Consider the following 21,433-nt stretch of genomic DNA (forward strand, 5'->3'; position numbering starts at 1 on the left):
GCAGTACCGAAAGCACTCGCATGCCCACAGACCGGGAGGACCCCCGTGCGGTACCACAACTCGATCATCGACCTGGTCGGCAATACGCCCTTGGTCAAGCTCAACAAGGTCACCGACGGCATCAGCGCGACAGTGCTGGCGAAGGTCGAGTACTTCAACCCCGGCGGTTCCGTGAAGGACCGGATCGCGATGCGCATGATCGAGGCCGCCGAGGCCTCGGGCGCGCTGAAGCCCGGCGGCACGATCGTGGAGCCGACCTCCGGCAACACCGGTGTCGGCCTGGCGATCGTGGCCCAGCAGAAGGGCTACAAGTGCATCTTCGTCTGTCCGGACAAGGTGTCCACCGACAAGATCAACACGCTGCGCGCGTACGGCGCCGAGGTGGTCGTCTGTCCGACCGCCGTCGCCCCGGAGCACCCGGACTCCTACTACAACGTCTCGGACCGGCTGGTCCGTGAGACGCCGAACGCCTGGAAGCCGGACCAGTACTCCAACCCGGACAACCCGGCCTCGCACTACCACTCCACCGGTCCGGAGCTGTGGGAGCAGACCGAGGGGCGGATCACCCACTTCGTGGCCGGCGTCGGCACCGGCGGCACCATCTCCGGCACCGGCAACTACCTGAAGGAGGTCTCCGGCGGCAAGGTCAAGGTCGTCGGCGCCGACCCGGAGGGTTCGGTCTACTCGGGCGGCACCGGCCGGCCGTACCTGGTCGAGGGGGTCGGTGAGGACTTCTGGCCGACCGCCTACGACCGTGGCGTCGCGGACGAGATCGTCGCCGTGTCCGACAAGGACTCGTTCCAGATGACCCGCCGGCTGGCCAAGGAGGAGGGCCTGCTGGTCGGCGGCTCCTGCGGGATGGCCGTGGTGGCCGCGCTGGAGGTGGCCGAGCGGCTGGGCCCGGACGACGTCGTGGTGGTGCTGCTGCCGGACGGCGGCCGCGGCTACCTGTCGAAGATCTTCAACGACGACTGGATGGCCGACTACGGCTTCCTGCCCTCGGCCACCGACGAGGCGCACATCGCCGAGGTGCTGGCCCGCAAGGACGCCATCGAGCACGAGGGCATCCCGCAGTTCGTCCACATGCACCCCAACGAGACCGTCGCCGAGGCGGTCCGGGTGCTGCGCGAGTACGGCGTCTCGCAGATGCCGGTGGTCTCCCCGGGGGCCGGCCACCCCGACATCATGGCCGGTGAGGTGATCGGCTCGGTCGCCGAGAAGCTGCTCCTGGAGGGCGTCTTCGCGAACGAGATCCAGCTGGACGACACACTGGACAAGGTGATGTCCAAGCCGCTGCCCGTGGTCGGTTCGGGCGAGACCGTCACCAACCTGATGACGGTGCTGGAGAAGGCCGACGCGGCCGTGGTGCTGGTGGAGGGCAAGCCGCAGGGCATCGTCACCCGCCAGGACCTGCTGGGCTTCCTGGCCGCCCGCAGCTCGCACTGACGGCGGCTCATCGAGGCCGCCCGCCCAAGCGGCTGAGGGCTCGTCCGGGGGCGAAGTGGTACACCGGCGTCACCTGCGCGCAGCACGCGCTTAACACGCGTCGGGCATCGTTGAGGTCAACGGCAAGACGCCGAACGAGGCGACGACAACCGTCCGGGAGCGGCTCCCCGGTGGTCGTGGTCGTCTCCGGACACGTCGGACGGCCCTGACCCGGCCGGCCGTGTCCTGCCCTTCGTGCCCGGTTGCGGGCGTGGAGGGGCCCACCGCGGGGGGCGTCGTCGTCCCGCCCCTGTCCGGCTCCGGCCGGTCATCAGGGTGCGGCGGCTCCCGCGGTCGTCACCGCGCCGTTTCGGCGCGTCTCCGCGGCTCCCGGGTGGGGGAGCCCCGGCGGAGACGGCAGGGCCGGTCCCTCCTCGGAGGGGCCGGCCCTTCCCGTGCGTCCGCCCGTCCCGTGGGCCGCTCGCCGCCGTGCCCGCGGGCGCCCCGGCCGGGAATCGCCGCCCCCCGGCCCCTCGGACCCGGCGTGCCTTCGGGCCGGAGCGGTTTCCCGTACGCTCGCACGCATGACCAGCACTGACACGACCGGCCAGGACGAACCGCGCTACGTCCGGCTCAGCATCGAGCTCATCGCCGAGATCACCGACGAGGGGGCGCTCAAGGCGGCGGCCCTGCAGCAGGTGGCGGACGACGAGTACCTCGACGACGAGGAGCGCGCCCAGTCCGTCGAGGCCATCGAGGTGGACCCGTCGGGTTCGCTCGCGCACTTCATCGACCCGGTCGCCCTGCTCGGCGACGTCCCGGGCGTCGAGCTCGCCTCGGCGACCTGGGAGTCCGCGCAGACCGAGTTCGACGCCGAGGGGGAGGGCTGGGACGAGTACACGGTGGACGAGCCCGCCGAGTAGTCCTCACCGACTTTCGTCACGGCCCGCGAGTGCCCGGTCTGCTTTCGCAGACCGGGCATTTTGTCCATATTTGGCAGGAAGTTGAGTAGTCTCATACGATCGCCACTCGTCGGTGATGGAACCGTGAAAGGGCGGATTGCGTTTCTCTATCCGTAATGCCCGGGATGATCAGCAGGGAGAAGGCGACGTGACGGCACGGGACGGGCAGGGTCGGGCGGCCGGCGGGAACTGGAGCCGGCGCGGTGTGCTGGCGGGTCTGATCGGCGCGCCGGTCCTGCTGCTGGCGGCGTGCAACGACAGCAAGGGCGACGGCGGGAGCGCCGCCGGCCCGGGCAGCGGATCCTCGGGCGGCGGCGCCACGGGCAGCGGCCCCGCGAGCGCGAGCAGCGCGCCGAAGACCTCCGTGGCCGTCATCACCGTCACCCCCGCCGACGGCTCCACCGCCGCCAGCTTCAGCGAGCCGGTCCGGGTCACCGTCACGGGCGGCACCCTCGGCTCGGTCAAGGTCACCGACTCGACCGGCAAGGCGCTGGCCGGGGAGCTCTCCTCGGACGGCACCGGCTGGACGTCCGCCGCCGCGCCCGCCAGCGGGACCAAGTACACCGTCACAGCCTCGGCCACCGACAAGGACAAGCTGGAGGCGGACGCCAACGCCGTCTTCACCACGGCGACCCCGGCCAACACCTTCGTCGGCTACTTCACCCCCGAGGACGGCTCGGTCGTCGGCGTCGGCATGCCGGTCTCGATCAACTTCAGCAAGCCGGTGACCGACCGCAAGGCCGTCCAGCAGGCGATCACCGTGACAGCCGAGCCCGGCGTCGAGATCGTCGGGCACTGGTTCTCCAGCACCCGCCTGGACTTCCGGCCGCAGGAGTACTGGGCCAAGGGCACCAAGGTCACCGTGCAGCTCCGGCTCAAGGACGTCCAGGCCGCCAAGGGCGTCTACGGCACCCAGTCCAAGGACGTCCGCTTCACCATCGGCCGCGCGCAGACCAGCGTCGCCGACCTCGCCGCCAAGAAGCTCACCGTCACCACCGACGGCCAGGTCAGCGCCGTCTACCCGATCTCCGGCGGCTCGCCGGAGTACCGCACCTGGGGCGGCAAGATGGTCATCTCGGAGCAGTACCAGCAGACCCGGATGAACTCGCAGACCGTCGGCCTCGGCAGCGAGTACGACATCGCCGACGTGCCGCACGCCCAGCGCCTGACCACCTCCGGCACCTTCATCCACGGCAACTACTGGTCCCCGGCGTCGATCTTCGGCAGCCAGAACACCAGCCACGGCTGCGTCGGCCTGAAGGACGCCAAGGGCGGCCAGGACCAGGGCCTGGACGGCTACAAGTTCTACAAGAGCTCGATGATCGGCGACGTCGTCGAGGTCGTGAACTCCGGCGACAAGACCGTCGAGCCCTCCAACGGCCTGAACGGCTGGAACCTGGGCTGGGCCGCCTGGAAGGCCGGCAGCGCGGTCTGAGGCCCCGGGCGGGCCGCCGCGGGCGCCGCGGGGCGGTCCGGGGCCGTCGAACGCGACGGCCGAAACCCGCCGGACACCGGGCGGTCCGGGCGGCAGGCTGGGCGGCATGAGCGATCCCACCGCACCCGCCCCGGCCGTCCGCCCGATCGAGCCGGCCGTCCACCTCGCCCTGCTGGAACGCGACGACGCGGGGCGCCCGCCGGTCCGGTCGGTGGACCGGACCGGCGGTGCCCCGCTGCGCTGCTGCCTCACCCGGGCGCTGCCCGGCGACCGGATCGCGCTGGTCGGCTACGCGCCGCTGCGCCGCTGGGCCGCCGAGACCGGCGCCGACCCGGGCCCGTACGACGAGGTCGGCCCGGTCTTCCTGCACGACCACGCCTGCGCCGGAGCGGGCCCGGCCTGGCCGGCCGGGTACCACCTGGGCGCGCGGGTGCTGCGGGCCTACGACCGGCACGGCCACATCCTGGGCGGGGTGCCCGTCACCCCCGACACCGCCGAGGCGGCCGCCGCGGAGCTGCTCGCCGACCCCGAGGTGGCCGTGGTGCACGTCCGCGCCGTGGAGTTCGGCTGCTTCCAGCACGAAGTCCGCCGGGCCTGAGGCCCGGCGCCGGGCGGGTCAGTCGCCGGTGCGGGCCACGCCGATCGGGCAGCTGGCGCCGGTGCCGCCGAGGCCGCAGTAGCCGTTCGGGTTCTTGGCGTCGGACAGGTACTGCTGGTGGTACGGCTCGGCCGGGTAGAACGGGCCCGCCGGGGCGATCTCGGTGGTGATCGGCCCCAGGCCGATCGCCGTCAGCGCCGGCTGGAACGCCTCGCGGCTGGCGGCCACCGTCGCGGCCTGGGCCGGGGAGTGGGTGTAGACGGCGGACCGGTACTGGGTGCCGACGTCATTGCCCTGCCGGTTGCCCTGGGTCGGGTCGTGCGCCTCCCAGAAGGTCTTCAGCAGCCGCTCGTACGAGACGACCGCCGGGTCGAAGACCACCCGGACCGCCTCGGTGTGCCCCGTCCGGCCGCTGCACACCTCCTCGTACGTGGGGTTGGGGGTGTGCCCGCCCTGGTAGCCGACCAGGGTCGTCCAGACGCCGGGCAGCCGCCAGAACGTGCGCTCGGCGCCCCAGAAGCAGCCCAGCCCGAAGTCGGCCACCTCCAGCCCGGCCGGGTACGGGCCGGTGAGCGGGTTGCCGAGCACGGTGTGCGGCTCGCGCAGGGTGAAGCCCGGCGTGTCCCGGCCGGGCAGCGCCTGGTCGGCGGGGACGAGCGAGGTCTTGTCGCGGTTGAACAGCACGGCCTGCTCCAGCTGGGTCGGGAACCGTTGTGCAGCTTTCAACGCTCACGGCCGCCGCCGGATTCCGGGCAGCCCCGGCGCTTTCCGGACGGCGGCACCCCTTCCGGGAGGCGGCCCGGCATTCGCCCACTACGCTCGTTGTCATGACCGAGCACCAGCTTCCCCAGGGCTTCGAGACCCTCGCCATCCACGCGGGTCAGGAAGCAGACCCCCAGACCGGGGCCGTCGTCACGCCGATCTACCAGGTGTCCACCTACAAGCAGGACGGGGTGGGCGGCCTCCGGGGCGGCTACGAGTACAGCCGTAGCGCCAACCCGACCCGGACCGCGCTGGAGGAGTGCCTCGCGGCACTGGAGGGCGGCTCCCGCGGCCTGGCCTTCGCCTCCGGCCTGGCCGCCGAGGACACCCTGCTGCGCACCATCCTCAAGCCGGGCGACCACATCGTGATCCCCAACGACGCCTACGGCGGCACCTTCCGGCTCTTCGCCAAGGTCCTGACCCGCTGGGGCGTCGAGTTCTCCGTCGCGAACTTCCAGGACCTGGCGACCGTCCGCGAGGCGCTGCGCCCCAACACCCGCGCGGTCTGGGTGGAGACCCCGTCCAACCCGCTGCTGGGCATCACCGACCTGACCGCGCTCGCCGAGGTCGCGCACGGCGCCGGCGCGCTGCTGGTGGTCGACAACACCTTCGCCAGCCCGTACCTGCAGCAGCCGATCGCGCTCGGCGCGGACGCCGTCGTGCACTCCACCACCAAGTACATGGGCGGCCACTCGGACGTCGTGGGCGGTGCGCTGGTGCTGGCCGAGGCGGGCCTCGGCGAGGAGGTCGCCTACCACCAGAACGCGATGGGCGCCGTCTCCGGCCCGTTCGACGCCTGGCTGGTGCTGCGCGGCATCAAGACGCTCGGCGTCCGGATGGACCGGCACAGCTCGAACGCGGAGAAGGTCGCCGAGCTGCTGGCGGGCCACCCCAAGGTGAGCCAGGTGCTCTACCCGGGCCTGCCCGAGCACCCCGGCCACGACATCGCCGCCAAGCAGATGAAGGCGTTCGGCGGCATGGTCTCGTTCCGCGTCAACGGCGGCGAGGAGGCGGCGGTCGAGGTCTGCAACCGCACGCAGCTCTTCACCCTCGGCGAGTCGCTGGGCGGCGTCGAGTCGCTGATCGAGCACCCGGGCCGGATGACCCACGCCTCGGTGGCCGGTTCGGCCCTGGAGGTGCCCGCCGACCTGGTGCGCGTCTCGGTCGGCATCGAGTCGATCGACGACCTGCTGGCCGACCTCCAGCAGGCCCTCGGCTGACGGTGCCTAGCCGCCCTGCCGGCCCGCCGTGTACGACTCCATGGAGTGGTTGAAGCGGGCCAGCAGGGCGCAGAACGCGCGCTGTTCCTCGGGCGGCCAGTCGGCCACCAGTCGGCGGGCCAACTCGGCCCGCCCGGCACGGACTTCGGCCAGCCGACGGGCACCGATCGGGGAGAGTGCGAGCCGTACGGCACGGCGGTCGGCCGGGTCCTGGACCCGGCCGACCAGCCCGGCCGCGACCAGCGGGGCGACCTGCCGGGTGACGGTGGAGGAGTCGACGCCCAGGGCGTCGGCCAGGGCCTTGACGTTGGCGGGTCCGTGCCGCTCCAGCCGGTCGAGCAGCAGATAGGCGGCCCGGTCCAGTACGCCCACCCCGTCGGAGCTGCGGACCTGTTCCATGCGCCGGGCGAACACCGCCAGCTGGTACTGGAGTTGGGCGTGCAGGGGGTCGGTGCGGTCGGTGGCCTGGGGCGAGGTCGTCGTCATCGCGGCTCACGATCGTCGTGCGGTGAGGGAGGCTCAGGACCAGCAGCGTACGCGGGCCGGGCGGGCCCGGGAACAGTGCCGACATCCCGGGTTGGCACTCCCGCCCGCCGTAGGCTGGCGCCATGCACAGCTGGCCGATCACCATCGACGATGTCCGCGGCGCCCAGAAGATGCTCGCCGGGGTCGCCCGGGTGACACCGATGGAGGGCAGCCGGCACCTGTCCGCGCTGATCGGCGCGCCGGTCCACCTGAAGTGCGAGAACCTCCAGCGCACCGGTTCGTTCAAGCTGCGCGGGGCGTACGTGCGGATCGCGGGGCTCTCGCCGGTGCAGCGGGCCGGCGGGGTGGTCGCGGCGAGCGCCGGGAACCACGCCCAGGGCGTGGCGCTGGCGGCCGCGCTGCTCGGGGTCCGCTCGACGGTCTTCATGCCGGTGGCCGCGCCGCTGCCCAAGGTCGCGGCGACCCGCGAGTACGGCGCCGAGGTCCGGCTGTCCGGTGCCACGGTGGACGAGGCGCTGCGGGCCGCGCAGCGCTACTCGGAGGCGACCGGCGCGGTCTTCATCCACCCCTTCGACCACTGGGACGTGGTCACCGGCCAGGCCACCGTCGGCCTGGAGATCCTGGAGCAGTGCCCGGAGGTGCGCACCATCCTGGTCGGGGTGGGCGGCGGCGGGCTGCTGGCCGGGATCGCGGCGGCGGTGAAGCCGATCCGCCCGGACGTGCGGGTGATCGGGGTGCAGGCGGCCGCCGCGGCCGCGTACCCACCCTCGCTGGCGGCGGGTAGGCCGGTGACGCTGGAGCGCTACGCCACCATGGCGGACGGGATCATGGTCGGCCGGCCCGGGGACATCCCGTTCGAGGTGATCAACGCCCTGGCGGACGGTGTGCGGACGGTCTCCGAGGACTCCCTCTCGCGGGCCCTGCTGCTCGGCCTGGAGCGGCTGAAGCTGGTGGTGGAGCCGGCCGGGGCGAGCCCGGTGGCGGCCCTGCTGGAGCAGCCGGAGTCCTTCGAGGGCCCGGTGGTGGCGGTGCTCTCGGGCGGCAACATCGACCCGCAGCTGATGCAGCGGGTGCTGCGGCACGGCCTGGCGGCGGCCGGGCGCTACCTGTCGCTGCGGGTGCGGCTGGCGGACCGGCCGGGCGCGCTGGCGGACCTGCTCGGGGTGCTCACCCGGGTGGACGCGAACGTGCTGGACGTGGCGCACGTGCGGATCGACCCGCAGCTCGGGCTGACCGAGGTCGAGGTGGACCTCCATCTGGAGACCAAGGGGCCCGAGCACTGCGCGGCGGTGCTCGGGGAGCTGCGCGAAGCCGGGTACGTCGTCTCGCACTGAGCGAGCGCGCCCGGCGCCGGGCGCTTCCGGGGCCCCTCGGAGCGACGGCCGAGTCGCCCGCCCGGCGAGGACCGAGTCGCCCGCCCGCCCGCATTCGGGGCAGAGTGGGACAGACCACTGGAATTCGCCCAAGCGACAGCGCCCCTATCGTCCGAGGAGATGAGGCAGGCCATGGCGCCAGCCATCCAAGCCGAGAACCTGGTGAAGACCTTCGGTGACGTACGAGCCCTGGACGGCGTCAGTCTCGACGTTCCCGAGGGCACGGTGCTGGGGCTGCTCGGCCCGAACGGAGCCGGCAAGACCACCACCGTGCGCGTCCTCACCACCCTGCTCCGGCCCGATTCCGGCCGTGCGGTGGTCGCCGGGGTCGACGTCCTGAAACACCCCAACCAGGTGCGCAGCCTGATCGGCCTCTCCGGCCAGTACGCCGCCGTCGACGAGTACCTCACCGGGTTCGAGAACCTGCAGATGGTCGGCGAGCTGTACCAGATGACCGGCCGGGCGGCGAAGGCCCGGGCGCTGGAGCTGCTGGAGTGGTTCAACCTCTCCGAGGCCAGGGACCGCACCGCCAAGACCTACTCCGGCGGCATGCGGCGCCGGCTCGACCTGGCCGCCGCGCTGGTCGTCCGGCCGCCGGTGATGTTCCTGGACGAGCCGACCACCGGACTCGACCCGCGCAACCGGCTGGCCCTCTGGGAGGTCATCGAGACCCTGGTCGAGCAGGGCACCACCCTGCTGCTCACCACCCAGTACCTGGAGGAGGCGGACCGCCTCGCCCACGACATCGCCGTGGTCGACCACGGCCGGGTGATCGCCCGCGGCACCGCCGACCAGCTCAAGGCGCAGATCGGCGGCGAGCGGATCGAGGTCGTGGTGCACCGCGCCGACCTCGTCGCCGAGGCCGTCGAGGCGCTGTCCGAGTACGCCAAGGGCGATCCGGCGGTGGAGAAGAACACCCGCCGGATCACCGTGCCGGTCAGCGGTGGCGCGCGAGTGCTCGCCGACGCCATCCGCGAGCTGGACGCCCGCTCCATCGAGATCGACGACATCGGCCTGCGCCGCCCGACCCTGGACGACGTCTTCCTCTCGCTCACCGGCCACGTCACGGCGGCCGAGGACGAGGAGGGCGGCGCCGCCGGCAAGGGCCGGGGCAAGGGGCACGGCGGGCACGGCGGGGGCCGGGCCGGCGGGGACGGCCAGGACCCGGACCAGCAGGCCGTCCCCGCCGGAAAGGAACGGTGAGATGACCACTGCCACCGAGCACGCCATCGGCGGGGCGGTACCCAAGCAGCGCCGGGGCGCGGCGGCCACCCTGCACGACTCCTGGGTGGTCGCCCGGCGCAACCTGCGCCGGATGACCCGGATCCCCGAGATCGTGGTCTTCGGACTGATGCAGCCCGTGATGTTCGTGCTGCTGTTCTCCTACGTCATGGGCGGGGCGATCCAGATCCCCGGGACGCAGGCCAGCTCCGACTCGTACATCCAGTTCCTGATGGCCGGCATCTTCGCCCAGACGGTCACCTTCGCGACGGCCGGTGCCTCCGCCGGCATCGCGGAGGACATGACCAAGGGGCTGGTCGACCGCTTCCGCTCGCTGCCGATGGCCCGCTCGGCGGTGCTGGTCGGCCGGACCCTGGCCGACCTCTGCCAGACCGCCTTCACCCTGGTGGTGCTGGCGGTGGTGGCGCTGCTGGTCGGCTGGCGGATCCACGAGGGGGTGCCGAAGGCGCTCGCCGCGTTCGGGCTGCTGCTCCTGCTCGGCTACGCGTTCTCCTGGATCGGCGCGCTGATCGGCCTCTCGGTCCGCAGTCCCGAGGCGGCCACCTCGGCCGGGCTGATCTGGCTCTTCCCGCTGACCTTCATCTCCAACGCCTTCGTGCCGATCAGCTCGATGCCGGGCTGGTTGCAGGGGATCGCCTACTGGAACCCGTTCAGCGCCACCGTGCAGGCCTGCCGCAACCTGTTCGGCAACCAGGTCGGGCCGGTGGACAGCGCCTGGCCGATGCAGCACGCGGAGCTGATGTCGGTGCTCTGGTCGGTGCTGATCACCGCCGTCTTCTCCTGGCTGTCGGTGCGCAAGTACCGCTCGGCCTCGGGCTGAGCCCGGCCGCCGGGACGCCGCGAGGGCGGCCGTGGACCTCGTCCACGGCCGCCCTCGGCGTCAGGTGCGGGGGATCAGCCGTTGTGCGGCTTGGCGTCGGTGACGGTGACCGAGGCGGCCTTGCCGTTCGGCAGCTCGTACGTCGCCTCGTCGCCGACCTTCTTGCCGTCGATGGCGCGGCCCAGCGGCGACTGCGGGGAGTACACGTCGAGGTCGTCGCTGCCGGCCATCTCGCGCGAGCCGAGCAGGAAGGTCATGGTGTCGTCCTCGTCGCCGTCGAAGGCGACCGTGACGACCATGCCGGGGGCCACCACGCCGGAGTCCGCGGGGGCCTCGCCGACCTTGGCGCGCTCCAGGAGCTGGGTGAGCTGGCGGATCCGCAGCTCGTACTTGCCCTGCTCCTCCTTGGCCGCGTGGTAACCGGCGTTCTCCTTGAGGTCACCCTCCTCGCGCGCCGCCTCGATCTTCTGGGCGATCTCGATGCGCCAGGGGCCGCTCAGATGCTCCAGCTCGGCCTTGAGCTGGTCGTAGCCGGACTGAGTGAGCCAGGTCACGTTCTCGCTGGTCTGGGTCACGGGTGCTCCTCGTAGGTGCTGGGGCTGTGCTGAGGGTGTGAGTCGTCAGCAGGGTGGCGGTGGAGATATCGGTCGTAACTACAAAGCAACGCCCGCTCCCGTACCTCTCGGTGCGGAAGGGGCGAAACCACGAGCCTAACAACTCCGGCCGACAAGCGGGAGAGTCGTCGGCGCGTCATTGACGACAGCATTGCGCCGAGATGTACAGGACCGGTGTGCGGGACATCCTGACGGATTCCCGCTCTTCCGATCGAATATGCGCCCGGGCGGGTCGCGATCGACGGCCGCTACTTCGCCGGCGTGCATCCCAGCAGCTCGGCGGTGGTGCCGCGGGCGGTGGTCCGCAGGCTGACCACGGCGTCGTAGTCGCCGCCGCCGGCCGGCACGGGGAAGTCGGCCACCCCGACCACCGCGCCGTTCTCGCCCTGCGAGCGGACGGTGCAGCTGCCCGCCGTGCCGTCGCTCTTGCGCACCGCCAGGTGCAGCTGCACCTCGGTGTCCGAGACGGCCTGGAAGGAGGGGACGCTGCCGTTGATGGTGGTCTCGCGGATCAGGTACGAGCCGCCCAGCCAGGCCACCAGGCCCAGCCCCAGCACGCCGCAGACCGCACCCGCCACCTTGAGGCGACGGTCGGACTCGCGGTCGCCGCGCCGGCCGTAGCGCCCCTCGGGCAGCTGCGGGGTGGTGGTGCCTGCGCTCATCGGGCTCAGTCCTCTCCGGGAGGTACCCCCCGCGGTGGTGCCGGGGGAATGCGACGCTCCTCCAGTCCGTCACTATAGGAGGGGCACGCCCGCGGCCGGTCCGGCGGGGGCGCTGCTCGGCCGTGTCGGCGTCGTGCCGGCGGCGTGGTGAGGTCCTGCCGCGGCGCTCCCGGCGGCGGGCCCGCGGTGACGCGGCCCGAACCGAGCGGCTCGGACGGTGGGCAGACCGGACTTCGCGGAAGGCCCAGACATTGTGGAAGGAACGCACGCGTTGACTGAGCAGTTGCGACTGATGGCGGTGCACGCCCACCCGGACGACGAGTCCAGCAAGGGCGCTGCCACCATGGCCATGTACGTCGACCAGGGGGTGGATGTGCTGGTGGCCACCTGCACCGGGGGGGAACGCGGGTCGGTCCTCAATCCGAAGCTGCAGGGCAAGCCGGAGATCGAGGAGAACATCCACGAGGTCCGGCGCAAGGAGATGGACGAGGCGCGCCGGATCCTCGGGGTCCGGCAGGCCTGGCTGGGCTTCGTCGACTCGGGCCTGCCCGAGGGCGACCCGCTGCCCCCGCTGCCCGAGGGGTGCTTCGCCCTGAAGGACGTCGCGGAGGCGGCCGAGCCGCTGGTCCGGCTGATCCGCGAGTTCAAGCCGCAGGTCATCACGACCTACGACGAGAACGGCGGCTACCCGCACCCGGACCACATCATGACCCACAAGATCACCATGCTGGCCTTCGACGCCGCCGGTGACCCGGACGCCTACCCGGAGTCCGGTGAGCCCTGGCAGCCGCTGAAGGTCTACTACAACCACGGCTTCCCGATGGGCCGGATCCGCGAGCTGCACGCGTACCTCACCGAGCACGGCCACGAGTCGCCGTACGGCGAGTGGATCGAGGGCTGGGAGAAGAGCGGCCGCAAGGAGCGCGAGATCACCACCCGGGTCCGCTGCGACGACTGGTTCGAGACCAGGGACCGCGCGCTGATCGCGCACGCCACCCAGATCGACCCGGACGGGCCGTGGTTCCGCGTCCCGCTGGAGGTCCAGCGCGAGGTCTGGCCGACCGAGGACTACGAGCTGGCCCGGACCCTGATCGACGTCGACCTGCCGGAGGACGACCTGTTCGCCGGCCTGCGCACCCCCACCCTGGCCGCCGAGGCCACCGACACGCGCGACTGAACCACCCCCCGATGGCCCGGCTCCCCGTGAGCCGGGCCACCATAGAGATATGAGTGCCCCCGTGAACCTCACCCACCTCGCCGCCGAGCTCGCCCTCGACGAGACCAAGGTGACCCCCGGACTGCTGGGCTTCGTCGTCTTCGCCGCCCTCGGCGTGGCCACCTGGTTCCTGGTCAAGTCGATGAACAAGCAGTTCAAGCGCGTCGACTTCGTCGAGGAGCCGGAGGCTCCGAAGGAGTGAGGGCCGCCCCCTCCACGCGCGCGATGCGCGAGGACGGGGGCATGCCGAACCGTCTCGCGGACGCGACTGCCGCCCCGCGCGGCTCACCCGGCGGCGACTCCCGGCGTCAGGCGGAGCCGCTCCGGGCGGGCCGGCGGGCGCAGCCGCGCGGGCGGCAGCAGATCGCGGCGGTCCTGCCACGCCAGCAGCCGGGTCCGGGCCTGCGCGTCGTGCTCCTCGGCCGCCGCGTCCGCGGCGGGGCCGGTCGCGGCAGGGCCGGGGGCCGCCTCGCGCAGCAGCACCCGGACCGGGCGGTCCTCGCCGCCGGGCAGGACGTCCAGGACACGGAAGCGCGAGCCGGGCGGGAAGACCACCTCCGGGTCGCCGTCGTCGGCGATCACGGACGTCCGGCGGCCGGTGGCCGACCAGACGAGGAACTCCGTCGACGTCCCCGGGGCGAGGTCGGCCTCCGGAGTCCCGACGACCGGAGCGGGCTCCGTCAGCAGCGCCCCCCGCACGTAGTGGCGCAGCACCTCCTCGCCCGCGTCCGAGCCCAGCAGCACGGCGCCCCGGTGGTTGGGCAGCCGGCGCAGCCCGGAACCCAGGCACGCCAGGTACAGCTCCAGCGATCCCGGTCCGCCGGGCCGGCGCGCCGCGGCCACCAACTCGGCGCGGGACGCGGGGATCCCGGTGTCGGCGTGGTGCAGGTACACGGCCGCGAGGTCGTCCTTCAGGTCGTCGCGGGGCTGTGAACGCAGCGCCGGCAGCCGCAGGGCGACCTGCTCGGCCTGGCTGGCGTAGCGGTGGAAGTGCGGGCCGAGCAGGGCCCGGAAGGCGGCCCGTTCGGCGGCGGTGGACGGCCGCCCCGAGCTGAAGGCGCCGTCCGGCGCGATGAGCCGGGGCACGGCGGGGACCTCGGCCGTGTCATCGCTGTCGCTGTCGCCGTCGCCCGCGCCGCCCGGTGCGGTCGTGGGCTCGGCGGCGTAGTCGCTGGTGGTGGGCAGGATGACGGTGGGTTCGGTGTCCGGCCCGGGGGAGCCGGTGGACTCCGGGCCCGTCTCCGCGGGCACGAGCGCCGGTCCGGCCTCCGGGCCGGGGGCGTCCGTGCCGTCCGGGTCCTGCCCGGCGGGGCCGGGTGCGGGGGAGGGGCCGGTGGACGTGGCGGTCGGCCTCGGCGGGGCCGGGAGGCCGGCATCGGTGGCGGCTTCGGTCGCGGGTGCGGTCAAGGGGGCGGGCGCGCGGGTGGGGCCGTTCAGGAGCAGTCCCGGTACCGCCGCGCCCGGGACGGTGAGGGCCGTCAGCAGGCCGTCCACGACAGCGAGCACCTCCGCCGGCACCGTCCGGTCGGCCGAGCCGACGATGAGCAGGGGGCGGTCCGGCCCGGGGTCGAGCAGCCGCGGGCCGTGGTCCCGCGGCGGCTCGTCGGGGCGCAGCCACAGGCCGGCCGGCACCGCCTCCAGGCGCCAGCCCGCCACCGGCGCGCGGTAGAGCGCGGGGCCGTCGGGCGGGGTGCCGTCGGGCAGGGGGCGCCAGGCCGAGGCGACCACGCGGCCCCGCCCGGGTGAGGCGGTCAGCTCGGTCAGCCACGGCTCCCAGCCGGGCGTGCCGTCGGCGGCCAGGACGCGGGCGGAGCAGCCGTCCGCGGTGCGCATCGGCAGGCCGACGGCGGCCCGGACGTCGCGGCCCAGCTCGGCCGCGAGGGCGGCGGTCAGCGCGACCAGCGCCGCGGTGGCCGCCCAGGGCGCGCTCACCAGCAGCTCGGCCGGAGCGGGCCGGACCCGGGCCAGTCGTTCGGCGACCCCGGCGGCCGCGGGCAGGGGCGCGCCGGGGTCGCCGACGACCAGGACCAGGGTGCCCGGCGCCGCCGTGGCGAGGTCCAACGGGCCGGAACGGACATCGGGGGCGGACTCGCCGTGGAGCCAGTAGCCGCCCGGCAGCTCGGTCACCAGCGGGCCCCCGCCGAGCGGGTCGCGCTCGTCGCCCGCCATCGGCGCCGGGGCAGGCGGAGGTGCCTGAGGGGCCGTCGCGGCCGGTACGGGTGTGCCGGCTGCCGGTACGGCGGGGGCGGACGCCGCCCGAGGGGCCGGCCCGGCGCTCCCGGGCCGCGGTGTCCGAGGCTCCGCCGGGTCCGCCGCCCACGCCCGGGCGGCCGTCACGTCCGCCGTCTCCGGCAGCGGCCACACCGGCCCGAGCCGGCGGGCCGGCCCGGCCGGAGTGAACAGCCACCAGGAAGCCGGCGATCCCGGCCCGGTCCCGTCGGCCAGCAGGGTCCCGTCGGGCCGCAGGGTGACGACGCCGTCCGGGGCGACGATGCCGGTGGCGGCCAGTTCGGCGATCCGCTGGGCGGGCCGTCTGCCGTCCGGCTGGGCGGTGGCCAGGCCGGAGGCCGCCAGGACCAGGATCCCGGCCCGCCGGACGGCCGCGGTGCGCGCCAGCTCCGCCAGGCTCGCGAGCAGGACGGGCTGCGCGTCGGCGGCCGCCGCCAGCACCGTCACGGTCCCGACCACGGACGGCAGTGCGGCGAGCGCGGCGGCGAGTTCGGCGGGCAGCGCTGGCGCCGCCGCGGCCCCGTGCGCGGCCCCGTGCGCCGCGCCGGGTGCGATGACGAAGTGCGGACCCGCCTCGTGCAGCACCGCGGGGGCCGGGGCGTCGCGGTGACGGGTCAGCCAGCGCCGCACCGGCGCGGCGCTCACTGCTGCGCCCCTGCGTCCTCGTCGACGGCGGCGGTCTGCACCTGCACCGTGCGGCGCCGGGTGATGTGCAGGGCCCGCCCGGGCGGGAGGGCGCGGGGCTTGGTGTTGCCGAACAGGAAGCCCTCGCTCGGCGGGCAGGACAGCAGCACCACCGGGGTGTTGACCTCCTCCAGCTTGCGCAGGAGCTGGTCCGAGGAGGCCCGTCCGATGCCGTTGGCGCTGCGCGCCACGATCAGGTGCAGGCCCAGCTCGACACCCTGCGCCAGGTAGTCCAGCAGCGGTGCGAACGGGTGGGCGGACATCCCGCCGGGGGAGCCGGCGACCAGCTCGTAGTCGTCGACCAGGATGAACAGCTCCGGGCCCTCCCACCAGTCCCGCAGCCGCAGCCGTTCCGGCGGGATGTCCACGCCGGGCAGCCGGTTGGCCATCGCCCGCGCCGCGCCGTCGACGATCTGACGCAGCGCGTCCACGGCGACCGCGTGCCCGAGCCGGTACTCCTGCGGTACCGCGCCCTGCAGCACCCGGCGGTAGTCGACCAGCATGATCCGCGCCTGGTCGGGGCGGTAGGCGCCGGTGATGCCGGCCGCCACCAGTTTCAGGAGGTTCGTCTTGCCCGACTCGCTGTCACCGACCACCACCAGGTGCGGCGTCTCCTCGAAGTCGTGCCACAGCGTGTCCATCGAGACGTCCTGGAGCCCCAGCGGGACGCGCAGTCGGCCCTCGGGGGCGGGCAGCGCGGCGGCGGGCAGCTGCAGCGGCAGCATCCGGACCTCGGGCGCGCGCGCCCCCGTCCAGTGCTCCGCCACGGCGTCGACCAGGTCCGCCACCCCGTCGCCGAGGTCGTCGGTGCTGCCGGTGCCGTCCATCCGGGGCAGCGCGGTGAGGAAGTGCAGTTCCTCGGCGGTCAGACCCCGGCCGGGGAGCTTGGGGACCGTCGCGGCGACCCGCATGCCGATCGCGGAGTCGACGGGATCACCGAGCCGCAGCTCGAACCGGGTGCCCAGCAGGTCGCGCAGCGCGCCGGTGACCTCGCCCCAGCGGGTGGTGCCCACGATCAGGTGAATGCCGTAGTTCAGGCCGCGCTGGGCGATCAGGGTCAGCGCCGGCGCGAGGTCGGGGAACTCCTGGCGCACGGTGTTCCAGCCGTCGATCACCAGGAAGACGTCGCCGTGCGCCTCTTGCGGCAGCTGGCCTGCCGCCAGCATCCGGCGGAAGGCCGCCACCGAGTCGATGCCGAGCTCGGCGAAGCGCAGCTCGCGCCGCGCGAGGATCGCGTTGACCTCCGCGACCGTGCGCACCACCCGCTCGGGGTCGTGCCGACCGGTGACCCCACCCACGTGCGGCAGACCGCGCAGCGCGGAGAGCGTGCCGCCGCCGAAGTCCAGGCAGTAGAACTGCACTTCGCGCGGAGTGTGGGTGAGGGCGAGCGCCGTCATCAGGGCCCGCAGCAGGGTGGACTTGCCGCTCTGCGGACCACCCGCGATCCCCACGTGGCCGTCGGCCCCCGAGAGGTCGGCGGTGAGCAGGTCGCGCACCTGGTGGAAGGGCCGGTCGACGACGCCGACCGGAACGCTCAGGGTGCCGCGGCCCGTACCGCCCTCGGTGGTCAGCCCGTACTCCGGGTGCGGCGCCAGCGGCGGCAGCAGCTCGTCCAGGGTGGGCGGCACCCCCAGCGGCGGCAGCCACACCTGGTGCGCCGGCGGTCCCGCGTCCAGCAGCTTGTCGGCCGCGATGGCGAGCAAGGTACCACCGTCCTGCGCCTCCTCCACCTGCGGCTCCTCCGGCACCGCGACGGGCTGACGCGGCGCCACGTACCCGGTGCCGTAGACGGCGACCTGCCCGGCCGCGGCCTGCTGGCGCGCGGCCGCGGGGCGCGGCGCCCGGTAGGGGCCGGAGACGTACGCGGCCTTGAACCGGGTCAGGGTGGCGATGTCGCTGCGCAGGAAACCGTTGCCGGGCTGGGAGGGCAGGTGGTAGGCGTCCGGTACCCCCAGCACGCCCCGGCTCTCCATCGCCGAGAACGTCCGCAGTCCGACCCGGTACGACAGGTGCGACTCCAGCGCGTGCATCCGGCCCTCGTCCAGACGCTGCGAGGCCAGCAGCAGGTGCACGCCCAGCGAGCGGCCCAGGCGGCCGATCATGACGAACAGATCCATGAAGTCGCGGTGCGCGGCCAGCAGTTCACTGAACTCGTCGACCACGACGAACAGCGTCGGCAGCGGCTCCAGATCGGCCCCGCCCGCCCGCGCGGTCTCGTAGTCCAGCAGCGAACTGTAGTTGCCCGCCGCCCGCAGCAGCTCCTGGCGGCGCACCAGCTCGCCGTGCAGCGCGTCGCGCATCCGGTCCACCAGCGCCGCCTCGTCGGCCAGGTTGGTGATCACCGCCGAGGTGTGCGGCAGCCGGTCCAGACCCAGGAACGTCGCGCCGCCCTTGAAGTCGACCAGCACGAAGTTCAGCACCTCCGAGGAGTGCGTCAGGGCCAACGCCAGCACCAGCGTGCGCAGCAGCTCCGACTTGCCCGACCCGGTGGCCCCGATCAGCATCCCGTGCGGGCCCATGCCGCCCTGCGCCGACTCCTTGATGTCCAGCTCCACCGGCGTGCCGTCCGCGGCGATGCCCAGCGGCACCCGCAACCGGTCGGCGATCCCGCGCCGGGTCCAGTTCTGCGCCACGTCGTGCCGGTGCAGGTTCCGGATGCCCAGCAGCGACGCCAGGTCGAAATCACCCGCCAACGGCTCCCCGGCCTCCAACTGGTCCCCGAGCCGGTAGGGCGCCATCAGCGCGGCCAGCCGCCGCGCCGCCGGCAACGACAACGCGTCGGGCCGCCCCAGCTCGGTCACCTCGTCACGGTGGTTGCGGTCCGCGCCGACCATCGCCAGCCGGCCCTCCTCGATCCGCAGCCGCAGCCGGTGCCGCAGTGGCTTCCACTCCAGCGCCTCACCCAGGTCCAGCAGCACCGCGTTGCGCCACCCCGCCAGCGCCGCCCGGCTGCCGGGACCGGCCGGTGCACCGTCCAGCACGATCACCGTGAACGGCTCGTCCCGGCCCGGCTGCGCCTCCGGCTCCCACGGCCCGCGCGCCGCGAACTCCTCGCCCATTACCTGCTCCAGCTCCGCGACCGACCCCGCCACCAGCCGCACCGGCCCCAGCGCGTCGGTGTCCACCGGGTGCAGCGCGTGCGGCAGCCACTTCGCCCACTCCCACTGCTCCCGGTGCTCCGCGTCCGCCACCACCGCGATCCGCAGCTCGTCCGGCGCGTGGAACAGTGCCAGCTGCGCCAGCATCGCCCGCGCCAGTGCCTGCGCCGCCGCCCGGTCGTCACCGCGCAGCAGCACCTGGGCGTACCCGCGCACGTACACCGCGATCGGCTGGTCCGCGACCGTGCCGTAGGCGTGGATGAACCGCCGCAGCGCGTGCGCGCACAACGGCTCCAGGTCCTCCACCGGCTTGGTCGACAGCGGCGCCAGCCGCACCGCCAGCCGCTGGTGCCCCACCCCGACCCGCACGTCACCGAAGTCCGGGTGCGTGCCGCGCCGCTCCCACAGCCGCGAGGTGCGGATCAGCGACGCCACCGCCCCCGGCGCCGGGTGCCGCCAGGCCGCCGCCTCCTGCTGACGCACGGTGTGCCCGCGCACCTGCCTGCGCATCTGTGACAGGTACCGCAGGTAGTCCCGCCGCTCGGCCCGCAGCTCCCGCTTGCGGTCGCTGGAACCGCGGATCAGCTGCGTCACCAGCATGCCCACCGCCGACAGGCCCATCATGCCCATCGCCATGTAGCCGAGCACCCCGCCGCCCTCACCCGGGCGCAGGAACACGAACACCATCGACAGCGAACTCAGCGCCATCGGCGCCATCGAGATCACGCTCGACATGCCGCTCTGCGACTCCGGCAGGACCGGCGGCTCCTGCAACTGGATCTCGCCGTCGGGCATCGCCGGACCGGGACGCCGCGGCGGACGGTCGACCAGCACCACACTCAACGAAAGCGCTCCTCGCACCAGGGGACGGCCCGCACCGTGCGCCGTCGCCCGGGACGCACACCGTCCACCCGGACCACGGCCACCACCCCGCCCCCGGTTCACCCCGCCCGGCCCGCTCCCGCCCGCGGTGAACCAACCACCCCCCGCCATCCGTGCCACCGGGCGGGGAGTGGCCGCCCGACCCGCCACCCCCGGACAGCCCCAGGCGGCCGCGCCCTCTTCCGAGGACCAGCCACCGCCGAGCCGGCCCCGCTCCCAGGCCCCCCGGCCCGGCCGGGGCCGCGGACCACGAGGGAGAACCGTGAACGGGAGTGCCAACGGGGCCGCCGTCGCCGCACTGTGCCGACTGAGGTTCCACGCCCCCCGGGCGGTGTTCGAACTCGCCGTCCCCGCCGACATCCCCCTGGCCGACCTGCTGCCCGCCGTCCTCGCCCACGCCGACCTCGACCCCGCCGAACCGGGTCTCGACGAACAAGGCCTCGAACACGACGGCTGGGTCCTCCAACGCCTCGGCCACCCGCCCCTGGACGAGGAACTCGGCGCCGACGCGCTCGACCTGCGCGACGGCGAGGACCTCTACCTGCGCCCACGCCGCGACGCCCTGCCCGAGGTCCACTACGACGACCTCGCCGACGGCGTCGCCACCGGCATGCGCGAACGCCCCGACACCTGGCGCCCGGCGCTCACCCACCACACCGCCCTCGTCCTGGCCGTCACCGCCCTGGCCGGCGGCATCGCACTCCTCCTCCTGCCCGGCCCGCCGCAGCTGCGCGCCGGCGCGGCCGCCATCACCGGCCTGTTCCTGCTCCTGGGCGCCCTCAGCGCCTCCCGGGCCGTCGGCGACGCCGCCGCCGGCACCGCCCTCGGCGCCACCGCCGTGCCCTACCTCGCCCTGGCCGGCGCCCTCCTCACCACCGACACCGGACCCTCCGCCACCGGAGCCCGACTCCTCGCCGGCGGCTGCGCCGGCGCCGGAGCAGCCGTCCTCGCCATGGCCGCCGTCGGCTGCTCCGCCCCGCTCTTCCTCGGCCTGGTCCTGTTCGCCCTGCACGTCACCGCCACCGGCGCCCTGCTGCTCACCGGACTGACCGCACCCGCCACCGCCGCCGTCCTCGCCGTCCTCCCGGTCGCCACCGCCGGCTTCCTGCCCGGCCTCTGCTTCCGCCTGTCCGGGCTGCGCCTGCCCGCCCTGCCCCGCAACGCCGAGGAACTCCAGGAAGGCATCGAGGCCGTCCCCGCCGCCTCCGTCCGCTCCCGCAGCGTCGTCGCCGACGGCTTCCTGACGGCCTTCCACCTCGCCCTCGCCCCCGTCCTCGCCGGGTGCCTGATCGCCCTCGCCGGTCAGGACGGCTGGGCCCCCACCGCCCTGACCTGCGCGCTGTCCCTGCTGCTCCTGCTGCACGCCCGCGGCATCGGCGCCATCCCCCAGCGCCTGGCCGTCCTCGTCCCCGGCGCCCTGGGCCCCGCCGTGCTCACCGCCCACCTCGCCGTCGGCCAGTCCCCGTCCGCCCGTCTGGTCCTGCTCGCCGCCCTGCTCGCCACCGGCGCCGTCCTGGCCGCCGTCTCGTGGACCGTCCCGGGCCGGCGCCTGCTGCCCTACTGGGGCCGCGCCGCCGACCTGCTGCACACCCTCGCCGCCATCACCGTGCTCCCGCTCGCCCTCTCCGCCGCCGGCGCCTACCAGGCACTACGCGCCATCGCCGGCTGAACCCGCACCGGCGGCACCCCCCACGCCCGGCCCCCGCCCACGCGAGCAACCCCACG

17 protein-coding genes are annotated in these 21,433 nt (G+C 74.1%); 11 read left to right on the forward strand and 6 right to left on the reverse strand.

The annotated features are described in order from the left end of the window. Positions 1 to 45 precede the first annotated feature (45 nt). The 4 genes from OG618_RS22620 to OG618_RS22635 all read left to right on the forward strand — a co-directional run bounded on the left by OG618_RS22620 (position 46) and on the right by OG618_RS22635 (position 4,420). Entirely contained in the window at positions 46 to 1,446 is a 1,401-nt protein-coding gene (locus OG618_RS22620; RefSeq protein WP_329489355.1) for a cystathionine beta-synthase, read from the forward strand. A 563-nt stretch (positions 1,447 to 2,009) separates the two neighbouring features. After that, on the forward strand, positions 2,010 to 2,348 hold the full coding sequence (locus OG618_RS22625; protein ID WP_329489356.1) for a hypothetical protein: 339 nt from the start codon (positions 2,010 to 2,012) through the stop codon (positions 2,346 to 2,348). 187 nt (positions 2,349 to 2,535) lie between these two features. Then, positions 2,536 to 3,822, forward strand: a complete 1,287-nt coding sequence (locus tag OG618_RS22630; protein ID WP_329489357.1) for a L,D-transpeptidase — start codon at positions 2,536 to 2,538, stop codon at positions 3,820 to 3,822. Positions 3,823 to 3,928: 106 nt separating this feature from the next. Next, positions 3,929 to 4,420 (forward strand): DUF1203 domain-containing protein, encoded by a 492-nt coding sequence (locus OG618_RS22635; RefSeq protein WP_329489358.1) that lies wholly within the window; start codon positions 3,929 to 3,931, stop codon positions 4,418 to 4,420. An 18-nt stretch (positions 4,421 to 4,438) separates the two neighbouring features. Here OG618_RS22635 and msrA read toward each other — a convergent pair whose 3' ends face one another. Then, entirely contained in the window at positions 4,439 to 5,104 is a 666-nt protein-coding gene (msrA, locus tag OG618_RS22640; RefSeq protein WP_329492227.1) for a peptide-methionine (S)-S-oxide reductase MsrA, read from the reverse strand. 143 nt (positions 5,105 to 5,247) lie between these two features. On the opposite strand from msrA, the gene OG618_RS22645 reads away from it, so the two are divergent. Beyond that, positions 5,248 to 6,402 carry a cystathionine gamma-synthase gene (locus OG618_RS22645; protein ID WP_329489359.1) on the forward strand — a complete coding sequence of 385 codons (1,155 nt, stop codon included), beginning with the start codon at positions 5,248 to 5,250 and terminating at the stop codon, positions 6,400 to 6,402. 6 nt (positions 6,403 to 6,408) lie between these two features. Here OG618_RS22645 and OG618_RS22650 read toward each other — a convergent pair whose 3' ends face one another. Beyond that, positions 6,409 to 6,888 (reverse strand): MarR family winged helix-turn-helix transcriptional regulator, encoded by a 480-nt coding sequence (locus OG618_RS22650; protein WP_329489360.1) that lies wholly within the window; start codon positions 6,886 to 6,888, stop codon positions 6,409 to 6,411. A 122-nt stretch (positions 6,889 to 7,010) separates the two neighbouring features. Between OG618_RS22650 and ilvA the strand changes: the two genes are divergently transcribed. The 3 genes from ilvA (at position 7,011) to OG618_RS22665 (ending at position 10,323) form a co-directional block, all read left to right on the forward strand. Further along, complete coding sequence (gene ilvA, locus OG618_RS22655) at positions 7,011 to 8,222, forward strand: threonine ammonia-lyase (RefSeq protein ID WP_329489361.1); 1,212 nt, start codon at positions 7,011 to 7,013, stop codon at positions 8,220 to 8,222. Positions 8,223 to 8,393: 171 nt separating this feature from the next. Then, positions 8,394 to 9,464, forward strand: coding sequence for an ATP-binding cassette domain-containing protein (locus OG618_RS22660; protein WP_329489362.1), 1,071 nt, complete (start codon positions 8,394 to 8,396; stop codon positions 9,462 to 9,464). Position 9,465: 1 nt separating this feature from the next. After that, on the forward strand, positions 9,466 to 10,323 hold the full coding sequence (locus OG618_RS22665) for an ABC transporter permease (RefSeq protein WP_329489363.1): 858 nt from the start codon (positions 9,466 to 9,468) through the stop codon (positions 10,321 to 10,323). Positions 10,324 to 10,397: 74 nt separating this feature from the next. Here OG618_RS22665 and greA read toward each other — a convergent pair whose 3' ends face one another. Both greA and OG618_RS22675 read right to left on the reverse strand, forming a co-directional pair. After that, positions 10,398 to 10,898, reverse strand: a complete 501-nt coding sequence (gene greA / locus OG618_RS22670; RefSeq protein WP_329489364.1) for a transcription elongation factor GreA — start codon at positions 10,896 to 10,898, stop codon at positions 10,398 to 10,400. A gap of 287 nt (positions 10,899 to 11,185) precedes the next feature. Continuing rightward, the gene (locus OG618_RS22675) at positions 11,186 to 11,599 is read right to left on the reverse strand and encodes a DUF4307 domain-containing protein (protein ID WP_329489366.1); all 414 of its coding nucleotides are present in this window, start codon (positions 11,597 to 11,599) and stop codon (positions 11,186 to 11,188) included. Positions 11,600 to 11,870: 271 nt separating this feature from the next. Here OG618_RS22675 and mca point away from each other — a divergent pair, with 271 nt between their 5' ends. Together mca and OG618_RS22685 are read left to right on the forward strand one after the other, a co-directional pair. Continuing rightward, positions 11,871 to 12,776 carry a mycothiol conjugate amidase Mca gene (mca, locus tag OG618_RS22680; protein ID WP_329489367.1) on the forward strand — a complete coding sequence of 302 codons (906 nt, stop codon included), beginning with the start codon at positions 11,871 to 11,873 and terminating at the stop codon, positions 12,774 to 12,776. Between the two features lie 49 nt (positions 12,777 to 12,825). After that, positions 12,826 to 13,017 carry a hypothetical protein gene (locus tag OG618_RS22685; protein WP_329489368.1) on the forward strand — a complete coding sequence of 64 codons (192 nt, stop codon included), beginning with the start codon at positions 12,826 to 12,828 and terminating at the stop codon, positions 13,015 to 13,017. An 83-nt stretch (positions 13,018 to 13,100) separates the two neighbouring features. Here the strand turns inward: OG618_RS22685 and OG618_RS22690 are convergent, their stop codons facing one another. Then, positions 13,101 to 15,689: a hypothetical protein gene (locus OG618_RS22690; protein WP_329489369.1), complete on the reverse strand. Its 2,589-nt coding sequence runs from the start codon at positions 15,687 to 15,689 to the stop codon at positions 13,101 to 13,103. Further along, the gene (eccCa, locus tag OG618_RS22695) at positions 15,686 to 19,621 is read right to left on the reverse strand and encodes a type VII secretion protein EccCa (RefSeq protein WP_329492228.1); all 3,936 of its coding nucleotides are present in this window, start codon (positions 19,619 to 19,621) and stop codon (positions 15,686 to 15,688) included. The genes OG618_RS22690 and eccCa overlap by 4 nt, the downstream gene beginning before the upstream one ends. 349 nt (positions 19,622 to 19,970) lie before the next feature. On the opposite strand from eccCa, the gene eccD reads away from it, so the two are divergent. Next, positions 19,971 to 21,377, forward strand: coding sequence for a type VII secretion integral membrane protein EccD (eccD, locus tag OG618_RS22700; RefSeq protein ID WP_329489370.1), 1,407 nt, complete (start codon positions 19,971 to 19,973; stop codon positions 21,375 to 21,377). The last annotated feature ends 56 nt before the right edge of the window (positions 21,378 to 21,433 follow it).

The organism is Kitasatospora sp. NBC_01246 (assembly GCF_036226505.1).
Taxonomy (GTDB): Bacteria; Actinomycetota; Actinomycetes; order Streptomycetales; family Streptomycetaceae; genus Kitasatospora.